At 72.1% G+C, this 12,477-nt stretch carries 14 protein-coding genes and 1 pseudogene; 9 read left to right on the top strand and 6 right to left on the bottom strand.

Annotated features, from left to right (window positions below):
• Window positions 1-301 precede the first annotated feature (301 nt).
• The 3 genes from fabG to EV372_RS00070 all read left to right on the top strand — a co-directional run bounded on the left by fabG (window position 302) and on the right by EV372_RS00070 (window position 2,825).
• Window positions 302-1,006: a beta-ketoacyl-ACP reductase gene (fabG, locus tag EV372_RS00080; RefSeq protein ID WP_130394129.1), complete on the top strand. Its 705-nt coding sequence runs from the start codon at window positions 302-304 to the stop codon at window positions 1,004-1,006.
• A gap of 85 nt (window positions 1,007-1,091) precedes the next feature.
• Window positions 1,092-1,856, top strand: a complete 765-nt coding sequence (fabI, locus tag EV372_RS00075; RefSeq protein WP_019608363.1) for an enoyl-ACP reductase FabI — start codon at window positions 1,092-1,094, stop codon at window positions 1,854-1,856.
• Window positions 1,857-2,063: 207 nt separating this feature from the next.
• Complete coding sequence (locus tag EV372_RS00070) at window positions 2,064-2,825, top strand: SDR family NAD(P)-dependent oxidoreductase (RefSeq protein WP_130394127.1); 762 nt, start codon at window positions 2,064-2,066, stop codon at window positions 2,823-2,825.
• Window positions 2,826-2,969: 144 nt separating this feature from the next.
• Here EV372_RS00070 and EV372_RS00065 read toward each other — a convergent pair whose 3' ends face one another.
• The gene (locus EV372_RS00065) at window positions 2,970-4,388 is read right to left on the bottom strand and encodes a serine hydrolase domain-containing protein (RefSeq protein WP_130394125.1); all 1,419 of its coding nucleotides are present in this window, start codon (window positions 4,386-4,388) and stop codon (window positions 2,970-2,972) included.
• 62 nt (window positions 4,389-4,450) lie between these two features.
• Here EV372_RS00065 and EV372_RS00060 point away from each other — a divergent pair, with 62 nt between their 5' ends.
• Window positions 4,451-5,077 (top strand): TetR/AcrR family transcriptional regulator, encoded by a 627-nt coding sequence (locus EV372_RS00060; protein ID WP_130394123.1) that lies wholly within the window; start codon window positions 4,451-4,453, stop codon window positions 5,075-5,077.
• A gap of 143 nt (window positions 5,078-5,220) precedes the next feature.
• On the opposite strand, the gene EV372_RS00055 is transcribed toward EV372_RS00060, so the two are convergent.
• Together EV372_RS00055 and EV372_RS00050 are read right to left on the bottom strand one after the other, a co-directional pair.
• A complete protein-coding gene (locus tag EV372_RS00055; RefSeq protein ID WP_130394121.1) occupies window positions 5,221-5,433 on the bottom strand; it encodes a helix-turn-helix domain-containing protein in 213 nt (70 codons plus the stop codon).
• A gap of 199 nt (window positions 5,434-5,632) precedes the next feature.
• On the bottom strand, window positions 5,633-6,085 hold the full coding sequence (locus EV372_RS00050; RefSeq protein WP_130394119.1) for an ATP-binding protein: 453 nt from the start codon (window positions 6,083-6,085) through the stop codon (window positions 5,633-5,635).
• Window positions 6,086-6,314: 229 nt separating this feature from the next.
• Between EV372_RS00050 and EV372_RS00045 the strand changes: the two genes are divergently transcribed.
• The 5 genes from EV372_RS00045 to EV372_RS00025 all read left to right on the top strand — a co-directional run bounded on the left by EV372_RS00045 (window position 6,315) and on the right by EV372_RS00025 (window position 8,011).
• Window positions 6,315-7,076 carry a Scr1 family TA system antitoxin-like transcriptional regulator gene (locus tag EV372_RS00045; protein ID WP_130394117.1) on the top strand — a complete coding sequence of 254 codons (762 nt, stop codon included), beginning with the start codon at window positions 6,315-6,317 and terminating at the stop codon, window positions 7,074-7,076.
• Window positions 7,073-7,249: a DUF397 domain-containing protein gene (locus EV372_RS00040; protein WP_130394115.1), complete on the top strand. Its 177-nt coding sequence runs from the start codon at window positions 7,073-7,075 to the stop codon at window positions 7,247-7,249. Before EV372_RS00045 ends, EV372_RS00040 begins: the two co-directional genes overlap by 4 nt.
• Before the next feature lie 3 nt (window positions 7,250-7,252).
• Window positions 7,253-7,426 (top strand): DUF397 domain-containing protein, encoded by a 174-nt coding sequence (locus tag EV372_RS00035; RefSeq protein ID WP_130394113.1) that lies wholly within the window; start codon window positions 7,253-7,255, stop codon window positions 7,424-7,426.
• Window positions 7,427-7,487: 61 nt separating this feature from the next.
• The gene (locus EV372_RS00030; RefSeq protein WP_130394111.1) at window positions 7,488-7,667 is read left to right on the top strand and encodes a DUF397 domain-containing protein; all 180 of its coding nucleotides are present in this window, start codon (window positions 7,488-7,490) and stop codon (window positions 7,665-7,667) included.
• Window positions 7,668-7,804: 137 nt separating this feature from the next.
• Complete coding sequence (locus tag EV372_RS00025; RefSeq protein WP_130394109.1) at window positions 7,805-8,011, top strand: hypothetical protein; 207 nt, start codon at window positions 7,805-7,807, stop codon at window positions 8,009-8,011.
• A 605-nt stretch (window positions 8,012-8,616) separates the two neighbouring features.
• Here the strand turns inward: EV372_RS00025 and EV372_RS29295 are convergent.
• The 3 genes and pseudogenes from EV372_RS29295 to EV372_RS00005 all read right to left on the bottom strand — a co-directional run bounded on the left by EV372_RS29295 (window position 8,617) and on the right by EV372_RS00005 (window position 12,443).
• On the bottom strand, window positions 8,617-9,123 hold the full coding sequence (locus EV372_RS29295; RefSeq protein ID WP_486484395.1) for a hypothetical protein: 507 nt from the start codon (window positions 9,121-9,123) through the stop codon (window positions 8,617-8,619).
• Between the two features lie 221 nt (window positions 9,124-9,344).
• Window positions 9,345-11,424: pseudogene (locus EV372_RS00010) on the bottom strand (helix-hairpin-helix domain-containing protein).
• Entirely contained in the window at window positions 11,316-12,443 is a 1,128-nt protein-coding gene (locus EV372_RS00005) for a MarR family winged helix-turn-helix transcriptional regulator (protein WP_486484394.1), read from the bottom strand. Before EV372_RS00005 ends, EV372_RS00010 begins: the two are co-directional and overlap by 109 nt.
• Between the last annotated feature and the right edge of the window lie 34 nt (window positions 12,444-12,477).

The raw sequence follows: 12,477 nt of genomic DNA, 5'->3' as shown, positions 1-12,477 counted from the left end.
GCGTGGCCGCGCTTCGCCGAGGACCCGGTTCCCTGCGGCCACGCTCTGTCGCACCCCCTGGAGCGGGCCGCCAGGACCGGCTCCCCGGTTCCGGCGCGGCGGTGACACACCTCACCAACACCCGCCGGGCTCGGGACGTCCCCCCAGCGTGTCCGGAATCCCCACGCATGGGCGGATCGTCGCCCCTGCCCGCCTCGGTTGCGTCTACCGCCGGGTAGCTCGGTACGCTGCAATGCGATCCCACCCCCCGCAACACCACGTCGTGGCTGATCACAGCAGCCGCAGGAGAAGAGGAGCCCCTATGTCGCGCTCGGTACTGGTCACCGGCGGCAGCCGCGGAATCGGCCTGGCCATCGCCCGTGAGCTGGCCGCGGGCGGAGACGACGTCGCGGTGACCTACCGCTCCGGCGAGCCCCCGGAGGGTCTGCTGGGCGTCCGCTGCGACATCACCGACTCCGCCCAGGTCGACGCCGCCTTCAAGGAGGTCGAGGAGGCGCAGGGCCCCGTCGAGGTGCTCGTGGCCAACGCCGGCATCACCAAGGACCAGCTGCTGGCCCTGATGAGCGAGGACGAGTTCTCCTCCGTGCTGGACACCAACCTCACCGGCGCCTTCCGCGTGTCCAAGCGCGCCGTGCGCGGCATGATGCGCAAGCGCTCGGGCCGCATCATCCTCATCTCCTCCGTCGTGGGCCTCCTCGGCTCCGGCGGCCAGGTCAACTACGCCGCCTCCAAAGCCGGGCTCGTCGGCTTCGGCCGCTCCCTGGCCCGCGAGCTGGGCTCGCGCAACATCACGGTCAACATCGTCGCCCCCGGCTTCATCGAGACCGACATGACCGCGGCCCTGTCCGAGGAGCGCCAGGCCGACATCAAGAAGAACGTCCCGCTGGGCCGCCTCGGCTCCTCCGAGGACATCGCCAGGACGGTGGGCTTCCTCGCCGGGCCCGGCGGCGCCTACATCTCCGGCGCCGTGATCCCCGTCGACGGCGGCCTGGGCATGGGCCACTGACCGGGTCCGGCCCCCTCTTTTTCCTCCAGCCACCGGAAGGGCTCCCCTTCCGCAACGGACCACAGACAGGACGGACGACCCGAACATGGGAATCCTCGAAGGCAAGCGCATCCTCGTCACCGGGGTGCTCACCGACTCCTCCATCGGCTTCCACGTGGCCCGCCTGGCCCAGGAACAGGGCGCCACGGTCGTGCTCACCGGCTACGGCCGCCTGAGCCTGGTGGAGCGCATCGCCAAGCGCCTGCCCGAGACGCCCCCGATCCTGGAGCTGGACGTCACCGACGACGAGCAGCTCTCCACCCTGGCCGCCCGCGTCGGCGAGCACGTGGACGGCCTCGACGGCGTCGTGCACTCCATCGGCTTCACCCCGCAGGACGCCCTGGGCGGCAACTTCCTCAACACCGAGTGGTCGGACGTGGCCACGGCCATGCACACCTCGACCTTCTCCCTGAAGTCGCTGACCACCTCGCTGCTGCCGCTGATGAAGGACGGCGGCTCGGTCGTGGCCCTGGACTTCGACAACAGCGTCTCCTACCCCATCTACGACTGGATGGGCGTGGCCAAGTCCGCGCTGACCTCCACCGCCCGCTACCTGGCCCGCTACGTCGGCGACCAGAACATCCGGGTCAACCTCGTCTCCGCCGGACCGCTGAGCACCATGGCCGCCCGCAGCATCCCCGGGTTCTCCGAGCTGGCCAAGCACTGGCCCGAGCGCGCCCCGCTGGGCTGGGACGTCACCAACCCCGAGCCCGCGGCCAAGGCGGTCGTGGCGCTGCTGTCGGACTGGTTCCCCGCCACCACCGGCGAGATCGTCCACGTCGACGGCGGATTCCACTCCACCGGGGCCTGACCGCCCCGAACGCACCGGCTCCGGCTCCTCCGGAACCGGTGTCCCGGCACACGCGTGCGATAGGTTGACGCGGGCGGGCCACCCCCAGGGGCGGCCCGCCCGTCTGCCGTCGCGGGGCGGGTGCGGCGAGCGCCCGCCGTGTGCCCGAAGCGGTGCGCGCGACCCCGGCAGGCGGCCGTGCGAGCCGAGAGCGAAGGGGACGGGGCAATGGATCTGGGACTGAAGGGGGCACGGGTCGCCGTGACCGGCGCCAGCAGGGGGATCGGCCGGGCCATCGCCCAGCTGTTCGCCGCCGAGGGCGCCGACCTCGCGATCTGCGCGCGCACCCCCGAACCGCTGTCCGAGGCGGCCCGGCAGCTGGAGGAGACCGGCGCCCGCGTGTTCTCGCGCGCCCTGGACGTCACCGACCACGACGCGCTGCCCTCCTTCGTCGAGGACGCGGTGGCCGGACTCGGCGGCCTGGACGTGCTGGTGTCCAACGTCTCCGGCGGCAGCGCGCCCACCCCCGACCAGTGGGAGCGCGGCTTCGCGGCCGACCTGATGCCCTTCGTGCGCCTGACCGAGGCGGCCAGGCCCCACCTGCTGGCCTCCGAGCGCGGCGGCTCGGTGGTGCTGATCTCCAGCACCTCGGCGCTGCACACCACCGTGCCCGCCGGACCGCGCTCCTACGGCGCGGTCAAGGCCGCGCTCAACCACCACGCGTCCTCGCTGGCCCGCGCCTGGGCGGGGGAGGGGGTGCGGGTCAACACCGTCTCGCCCGGCCCGATCGAGTTCCCGGGCGGGGGCTGGGCGCGCCGCCGTGAGAGCGACCCGGGGTTCTACGAGTCCGTCCGCGAGCGCATCCCCTACGGCCGCCTCGGCCACCCCGACGAGGTCGCCCGCGCGGTGGCCTTCCTGGCCAGCCCGGCCGCGGCCTACGTCACCGGACAGAACCTGATGGTGGACGGCGGTTTCCTCGACCGGATCTGAGCGCGTCCCGCCGCGGCCGGGCCCGCCGGTCGGGCCGCGGCGGGGCCGCCCCGTGCGCCGGTGGTCAGGTCCGGGACCGGGTGTCGCGCCGGTGCGCCAGAGGGTGCGGGGCCATGACGGTGGCGTCGCCTCGTACGCCGGGGGTCAGGTCCGGGACCGGGCGTCGCGCCGGTGCGCCAGCGGGCGCAGGACCACCACCGCCGCACCGAGCACACCCGCCGCCAGCGTCGCCGCCGTCACGTCGGGCACCCAGGTCAGGGCCGGGCGCAGACCGTGGCTCGCCGCCACCCCCACCGCGGCGGCCACCGCGACCAGCCCCAGGGCCGACCACAGCGCGCTCGCCCACCTGCGGGGCCGCCGGACCCGCACGGCCGCGACGGCGCCCGCGCCCAGCGCCGCCGCGGCGGCCGTGGGCGTCCACACCGACGCCAGGTACAGCGGGTCGGTGCCGGGGGAGGAGGGGGAGTCGCCGCCCGCGAGCATGTGGGCCAGCCCGAAGGCGACCGCCTGGATCCCGTTGTCGCGCAGCATGTCGTAGGTGTTCTGGAGGACCACCACCGCCCTCTCCCGTTCGGGCAGCACCACCACGATCGCCGCGTACCCCGGGGTCGAACCGCCGTGGAAGACGATCGGCTCACCGAGATCGGACAGGGCGGTGTCGCGCCAGCCCAGGCCGTACTCCTGCGCCGAACCGGGGACCGGGACCAGCCCTGTGCGGGCCCGCTCCAGCGCGGCGGCGTCCAGCACGGGCGGTTCCGCCGCCACCTGCGCCCGCGCGAACGCGGCCAGGTCGGTGACGTCCCCGCCCAGGTAGCCGTAGGCCGCTCCCGCGTCGTCCACACCGTCGGCGTCGGCCACCGGCACGCCCCACAGTGTGCGGTGCCCCGGGCTCAGCCCGGCCTCGCGCGCCTGGGCCGCGCTGGCGAAGACGCCGTCCATCCCCGTCGGCTCCAGGACGCTCTCGCGCAGGTACCCGCGAAAGTCGCCGGTCACCTCCTCCAGGACGGCGCCCAGCACGAGGTAGTTCGCGCTGCTGTACTCGTGCGTGCCCGGGGTCCCCGGCTCCGAGGCGGCGACGCGCGCCACCCGCGCGTCCAGGTCCGGGGCCCGCTCGCCGTACAGGTCGCTGGTGGCGGCGGCGGTGCGCCCGGTGAGCCCCGAGGTCTGGGTGAGCAGGTCGCGCACGGTGGGGTCGGCGCCGAACTCCGCGAAGACCGGCAGGTAGTCCCGGACCGGGGCGTCCAGGTCCAGGCGCCCCTCCATAGCCAGGACCAGCGCGGCGGTGGCGGTCACGGGCTTGGCCACCGACCCCCACAGGAACGGGGTGTGCTCGTCCACCGGGGCGCCGTCGCCGTCCACGCCGAAGGTTCCCTGGTGCTCGACGCCCTCGGGGCCGACCACGGCGTAGGCCAGCCCGGGGGTGTTGGTGGCCGCCATCCGCTCCCGGACGTAGGCGTCCATCACGGAGGGGGTGGGGGGAGACGCGTCGTCCGGTGGGGTCGTGACCACGGGGGACAGGGCGAGCAGCAGGGCGAGGGGGACGTGCGCGAGGGGGAGCGGCATGAGGGGCCTTCCGATAACCGTATGTCCATACGATTATGACCGTACCATGATACGGTTATCCGGTGCCGAGAACCGCAGACCACGCCCAGAGGCGCACGCAGATCACCGGTGCCGTGTGCGAGCTGATCGCCGAACGGGGGCTGGACGCCGTGACCGTGGCCCGCACGGCCGCGCGCGCGGGGATCTCCGTCGGGCTCGTGCAGCACTACTTCCCGTCCAAGGACGACATGCTGCTGCACGCGTTCGAGCGGGTCAGTACGGCCGTCGCCACCCGCGTCGCGGACGTCGTCGGTGAGGGGACCCGGCACGAGAGGACCATTTCCGAGATCCTGCTGGCCGCGCTGGCCGAGCACCTGCCCCTGGACGAACCCCGCCGGGCGGAGTTCCGGGTGATCCGCGTCTTCGCCGGACGGGCCCTGGAGAACCCGGCCCTGGCCGAGGTGGACGCGCGCACGGCGGACGCGCTGCACGCCGAGATCGCCCGGGCGGTGCGCAACGGCGTGGAGTGCGGTGAGGTGGAGGCGGACGTGGACGCCGCCGCGTCCGCCGCCCGCGTCGCCGCCGTGGCCGAGGGGCTGGCCACCCAGGTCTACCGGGGCGGGCCGGGAGCCGCCGAGCGCGCCCGGGAGGCGTTGCGCGCGGAACTGGGTTCGGTGTTCACGGGAGAGTGCCGCCAGTACGCGCGCTGAACCGCTGACTTTCTCGGCTGCGGTGGCGGTGCCGCCTCCGGGAGGGCCGGAGTGGCCCGAGTGCCCCGGTCGTGTGGCGGGTTGCCTCCCCGCAGACGCGCTGTCGATGCCCTCGCGTGGGCTCTGGAGGTGTTCGCGCGGGTTCAGGGGCAGGTCGGGGGGTCTGGCTGGTTGAGGAGGGTGGCGATGTGTTCTTTGGGGTAGCGGCGTGCTCCGCCGGGGGTGCGGAAGGGTTTGAGGACGTTGTCCCATTCGCCTCGGTGGAGGCTGCGGGGGCGGATGTTGAACAGGGCGGCGACTTCGCTGGGTGTGAGGACGTCGGGGCGTCCGTCGAGGAGGTAGCTGTAGTCGGGCATGAGGGGCTTTCCGTGTCTTCGGGGGTTCGGTACTCGGCGCTGGGTGTTGTGCGGGTGGTTGGTGGGGTGGCCCCGCCCTCCCGGGGAAGGGGAGGGCGGGGCTTTGGGCCGGTGCACTCCGCATCGGCCCATCCGCACCGGCCCGGGGGACAGGTGGGTGGTGCGGAGTCTGGAAGGGCTGGTCCGCCCGGGGAGCGGGTTACCAGGGGAAGACGGCGCGGACGGTGATCGCGCCGCAGGAGTGTTGCTTCCAGTCCCAGTAGGAGCACACGGCCTCGACCAGGCGTAGGCCGTTGCCGCCGACCCGGAGGGGTTCGGCCGCAGGCACGGCCGGGAACGTGGGTTGTTCTCCGGGGCGGGGTCCGTTGTCGGTGACGCGGAGTTCGAGGTGGCGCGGGGTGCGTTCGATCTCGACGCGGATGGTGCCTCCGGGGAGCCCGGACGCCGAGTGGCGCAGGGCGTTGGTGGTCATCTCGGAGACGGCGATGCCGACGGGTTCGGCCAGGCTGGGCCGGGAGCGGGTGGCTTGGGCGGCCCAGCGGCGGGCGATCTTGACGTGGCCGAGTTCGGGGCCGAGCAGAATGCCTGATTTGGTGGCGGTTCCGCACAGTCGGCGTGGAAGCGGGATGGGCGGAACGGTAGACTTTTGCATGTTTCACCTCGGGGCTTTCGGGGTGGAGCGCCTTGCCTCGGGGGCCGCCTTCGACTTCGGTCTCCGGGGCTTCTTGCTGCCATCACATACTTGTGCGCCTTGGCTACCTCGCGGTTGCACCGGGCCTTCGAGCCCTAACCTTGGTGTTTCTTGCTCTCCTCACGCCACTACCTGAAGAACTTGCGAAAAGGCCGGACAGGCCTCGGAAGCTCGGCGTAATATTCCGAGCATGAGCGACCCTCCGTTTCGTGAACTCATTAAGACCTTCCGCGATTTGCAAGGCCTCACTCAGGAGCAGTTGGCTGCTCGGGTGGGCTGTTCTGCCGCTTCCGTATCCCGGTGGGTGAACGGACAATCCCTTCCCCACCTCCCTCTTGCGGAGAAAATGGACAAGGTACTCCGCGCGGATGGGAAGCTGATCGCTGCGTGGCGTCAGGCTACGAGTGGACATGCCCTGCCCGAGTGGGCACGAGATTTGGAAGCCATAGAGCGTGCCGCAAGGCAGCTCAGCATTGTGGCGCCTGCTCTTATTCCTGGGTTGTTGCAGTGTCCGGAGGTCGCCCGTGGTGTGTTTCGGACAGCGCAGCCGCTTGCCACCGCGAAGGAGCTTGATCGCTTGGTGGCTCTGCGCACAGGCAGATTGGAAGAGTTGCCTGACCTCGAAGTGACTGCTGTCTTTCCTGTTGCGGCTGTATCTGGCCTCCCTGAGCCCCTTCGTCGGGCGCAGGTGCCGTACCTCATCGAGTGGGCTGAAACAGGGCGGGTCGCGGTGCACCTTGTGCCTGAGGGAACGACGCTCCTCGGCCCTTCGGCTCCGTTGATGCTCTTCCGTCTGGAGTCAGGGGAACTCGCGGTCGTCAGTGATCACGCTGACGGTAACGTGATCCACGAGGACAGCACGCACGACAGACTGTCCGCTCAAGCCACCACCGCGCTGGCAGCATCCCTGCCACTTGCACTCTCGCTCGATGTACTGAGGAAGCTCACATGAACACCACCACCGAATGGCATAAGTCCAGCTACAGCGCCAACGGGGGCAACTGCGTTGAGATCCGCGAGCACAAGGCTGGTTCGGACGTGCGTGACACTCAGAATCGGAACCAGGGGCATCTGACGTTCGCTCGTCAGGAGTGGGCCGCCGTTCTCGCTGTCACGAAGGGATGAGCCGTGAAGTCTGACTGGCACAAGTCCAGCTACAGCGGTGGTGACGGCGGGAACTGTGTGGAGGTCGCGGAAGGGCCTACCACCCACGTTCGTGACACCCAGAACCGGGAGCTGGGCCATCTGTCGGCCGAGGCTTCCGAGTGGACGGCGCTACTGGCTGTGGTGCGTGGCCAGTAGCGGTGGCGCTGTCTTCACGACGGTTCCTCGAAACCCTCCATGCGAGCTTGAAAGGTCTGTGATGAGCAGCGAGAACGCTTCCTGGCACACGTCCAGCTACAGCAGCGGTAGCGGAAGTTGCGTCGAGGTTAGTGAGGGCTCTGAGACACTGGTTCGGGACACCCAGAACCGGGAGCTGGGCTACCTGTCGGCCGAGGCCTCGGAGTGGACAGCACTACTGGCTGCGATGCGCGTCCGGTAGCGAAGTACTCGATCCGGCCCTGCCCACGCCTGGGCAGGGCCGGTTTCTGTTTCCCACCCGTCACCCGCTCCGCACCAGCCACGCATACACCGCCAAACCGGGCCCACAACCGGCCACACCTGGCTACGGTGTCCACCATGGCTACTCACGAGGAGCTGTCCTCCCGCTATCCCGACGTCCTCTTCACCAACCTGCCGCCCGGCACCCACGGCACGGGGGCGGTCTGGGAGGTCCGGTCCCGCGGCTCCGACACGATCATCATGTACGCGCACACCGACGAGCAGGCCGACAGGTACGCGAAAGTCGTCGCCCGAGCGGTCAAGTACCCCGGCCAGATGGGATGACGACGCCCGCGCCTGGTCCTCCAGGCGCGGACCGCCGTCGTACGGCCCCCGAGCAGACGGTAGGGGACCTCTTTCCCTGGCCCTGACCGCTACAGCACCGATCCCTCACACCGGCAGCTTCCACGACGGCCCTCCCGGCGACCCCAGCCACACCCGCTGTTCCCTTGGAGACACGGTGAGGCCGAACTCGGACACCGAGGGCTCACCCAGCGCCCTCCACCACCGAACGCTGCTCTCGACGCGGCCCCAGAGGTTGACCGGCCGTGCTGGCTCACCCCGGTCCCGTCTGCGTCCTCGTCGACCAACGCCCACGATCCGGTTCGATATCGCGCACACCGCGGCTCGGCCCCACCACCATCGGTACGGCCTCGGGAACGGTGAGCTGGACCACGAACCGCCCCGTCCAGTCATCGAGTACTTCGGCCCCCACATCCGTGGGACGCTGGGGCACGTTCGGCCCAGTACGAGCGGCGCCTCCGCCGGTGCCCGCATCGACCGTGCCATCATGAACGACCTCTGCACGGGCAGGAACCGGCCCCGCATGGTTCCGTCCTCCTCGGCTTCCAGCAGCACCTGTGCGTTGGCGCCCAGCCATCCCGCCAAGGTCACGAGGACCTTCGCCGATGCCCGCCACCCCGTCGACCCCACGCCGCAAGAGTAGCCCACGCCGCCGCGTCCTGGTCCATAACGGCGTCAAGCCGCACAACAACGCGTGGAGTACCCGGTTCCGGTCGCGACCTCAAGAACCCTCTGGCCGTCCCGCACGTCCAGGTCTTCGAGCATCCCACCACCAGGCTCGGCAGGGACGAGGACGATGTCGGCGCTCCCACCGACGGCGGGTGCGGGTCGGCGGCGTTGACTCCCTCCACCTGCGTGACCCACGTGTCGTCCTGGTAGACCATCGTCAGCCAGTCCGCCTCCGGCAGGTCCGAGCGGCGGACCACCCGCCACAGGCCTTCCCGGTCGAGCTGGTACACGGCCTCGCCCACGAACACCTCGCGCGGGACCGTTTCGACCGCCTCTTTCCACCCGCTTCCGCGCAGTACCCCGTTGGCGTGCAGCTCCTGCGCCAGCGCGAGGCGCAACCGCTGCCCCGTCACGTCCTCACTCATGCAGGGATCTTCTCCAGTAGGTCGGCAAGCGCCATTGTGATGCCCCGGACGGTGTCGGGGTCCAGGAAGGCCCACTGGCCGTTCGGGTTGCACTCCAGCATCGCCCAACCGCCGTTCGCGCGCAGGGCGAACGGGTCGGGACCGGAGCCCGGCGGTACCAACTCCACTCCGGTCGACCGGGAGAGTCCGTGCGCGGGGCGCGTGCTTCCTGGGCTGCGGGTCTATCCCTCGCGCAGGATTCTCACCAGGCGGGTCGTCCGCTCCTTCGCCGCGTTCTCACGCACCCCGGTCTCCAGCCCGCCGCCGGTCGCGTCCACCAGCGACACGTGTCGCGTCGCGCGGGTCAGCGCCGTGTACACCTGCGGCCGCGACACCGGCACCTCGGGCGGGAACACCGCCACCACGGCGGGCCACCGGCCCCGTGCGCGGCGGCCACCGTCACCGCCCAGCCCGGGCGCAGCGCCGCCGGGTCGGTCACCTTGACGCGACCGCCGCCGACCAGCTCCACCACGGCACCGCCGTCCACCTCGCGCAGATGACCGGTGTCACCGGGCCCGTAGCCGGGGCCCTCCGCCGTGAACAGCACCCGGTCGCCCACGTCGAACCCGCCGTGCGCGCCCGGCCCCGGGTTCAGTCTCTCCTTGCACGCGGCGTTGACCGCCGCGCACCGGCCGGGCCGTCCTCCGCGCGGTCACCACCTGCACGTGCTCGGCCCGATGCCCAACGCGCGCGGAATCGAGTCCGTCACCAACTGCACCACCCGGTGCACGCCTCCTCGGCCGACGCCGCCGGAACCCGCACCACCTCGCGCCCGGGCGCCTCCACCTCGGGAACCCCGCCTCGGCCACGGCCGCCGCCAGCTCCGCGATCGGCCCCGGAGCGTCGTCGTCGGACACCTCGGCCACGTGCGCGGTCCGCGAAGCGGCGATGTCCACCACCACCTGGCCCGGTGTCGCCGAGGGCGCCTGGTTCGGGTCGGCCAGCAGCACCAGGTGCGCGTCGTCCGCGCACACCGACGCCAGCTCGGCGGCTCGGGCCGCGCCCACCGACATCGCCTCGCACAGCACCACGAGACCGGCCTTCAACGGGGCCTGCGCCAGGAGCGCGGCAGCGACACCGCCCGCACGGGGGCCTGAACCGCCTCCCCGGGACCCTGCTGGCCCTGCTGTCCCTCGTGGCGCTGTTGACCCTCCTGGCCCTGCTGTACCCGCTGGCTCCGCTGTTCCGGCTGCTCCCGGACCTCCCGCGCTTCGCCAGCCTCTTCGGACTCTTCGGACCCCTGCGTGTCCGGAGCCTCCTGTGTCGCCGGGGTCTGCTGCGCGTCCGCAGTGTCCTGTACCTCCGAAGTCCCCTGGGCCTCCGAAGCTCCCTGCTCGCCCGAGGCAGCCTCAGCTCCCTCGGTCCCTGCGCCGCTTCGTCCTCCTCGGCCCCCCGGGTCTCCTCGGCGGCCTCGTCTCCGGCCCCGGTCTCCGGCGCCCCTCCGGCATCCCCGGAAGTCCGCGCCCCCTCGGAAGCTCCGGCAGCGGCCCGCTCCCGGCGGACCCGCGCCAGGTCGGCGTTGACGGCCGCCGCGGCCTGCGCGGTCGGCGCCGCCACCGCGATCCCCACCTGGCTGTCGGTGGCGATCGCGTCCAGGCACACCAGTGCCCGCGCGATCTCCGCCGCGTCGCCGGGGCCGTGCGCAGCACCGTCACCGGGCGCAGGGTCGCCGTCACCAGGGCCTCGCGTGTGCGGTCCGAGACGGTGAACCCGCCCCGCTCCTCGGCCGCGTCCACCGTCTCGCCCGCGGTCATCGAGTCCATGATCGGCTCGTTGCCGCCGATCAGCCGCAGCAGCTGTTCGCCCAGCCGCTGCTCGGCGTGCCCCACCTCGGGCAGGGCGTAGAACAGCTCGGTGTCGGGCAGGTCCGGGACCCCGCCCCGCTGAAGTCGAAGTCCTCGTCGTCGTCCTCGTCGGTGCTCTCCAGCACCACCGCGCTCCGTCGGCCACGGCCGCCTCCAGCGCGGCGGCCGGGTCGGCCACCCCGAGCTTGCCCACGACCGAAGCCAGCTTCTTCTCCTCCACCACGGTGTGCCCGCGCGCGGCGGACATGCGCAGCACGTGCTCGGTGAAGGCCGCCAGCCGCCGGGGGTCGTCGGGCCGCGCGCCCTCGCCCAGGTGCCTGCGGGCGCAGAAGTCGGCCTGCTCCGCGGTCACCTGCGGCAGGCGCAGCAGCAGCCACGGGTTCGCGTCCAGCGCGGCGGCGGCCCCCGGCCCCAGTACGCCCAGCAGCCGGGGCGCCAGGGCGCCCGGCGCGCCCATCCGGTCAAGGACGGCACTGACCTGTTCTGCCTCGGACACCTCGGGCGGTTCCCCTCGTCATACGGTTCACGGACTCTGGGGGAGCCTATCGACTGGCGACGACGCTCAGTTCCCGCTTCCGGCCGTCCAGCCGTTGCCACGTACCCCGGCCGCCTGCTGTGGCCCGCCGCCACATACCCCGTCTGCCCGCAGCCGCCCGCCACCACGCACCCCGACGCCCGCCGTGGCCCGCTCCGGTTGCCCGCCACCACGTACCCCGGTCGTCTGTTACCGCCCGCCCCGGTCGCCCGCCGAAGCCCGCCGCACCCCGCACGCCTCCCGTACGCGTTCCGGAGCCCGGGAACGCCCCCGGTCCGCCCGTTACTCCCGCTTCGCCCGGTTGCCGCGCCCGCGCGCCCCTCCCGCTTTCCCGGCTTCCCGTCCGGTCCGTCCGGGCCGACGACCTGGCGCACGGCCGCGCACGGGTCGGTCGTGGGGAGGACTCCTGGATGGCGACGGCCGCGCGCTGGGCGATCTGGCGGAACAGCTCGCGCGCGGGCGCGTCGAGTCCCGTCAGGACCTCCTCCTCCACCCCGCGCACGCGTTCGCTGATCGAGGCCAGGACCTCGCGGCCGTGCGCGGTGGCGCACACCCGCCGCCCGCCGGTCACCGGGTCCCCGCCGCACGAGGTCGGCCTCCTCCAGGTCGTCGAGGAGGTAGGTCATCACGCTGCGGTCGATCAGCAGCCGCTCGGCCAGGGCCGCCTGCGTGGGGGGCTCGTCGAGTGAGACCGCGGTGAGCACGTGGTAGCCGCGGCTGCCGTGCGGGACGCCGTCCAGGACCGCCTCCACCCGCTCGTGCCACCGGCGCAGGACCACGGCCAGCGACCACCCCAGGTCGGTGCCTTGTCCCGGAGTCGCGTCCGCGCCCGAGGCCGGGCCCGCGTCCCGGCCGGGGACCGGCCGGGCTTCGGAGTGGGGAGTGCCATGCCCCGAGGCTACCAGGAATAGGTGGCACACAAGATAAGTTGTTGCCAACATCGTTGATTCGACAAACTAGTTCCGGCTTCCTCCC

It is taken from the genome of Nocardiopsis sp. CNZ308, assembly GCF_004217075.1.
This window is presented reverse-complemented; position numbering and strand designations above follow the sequence as displayed.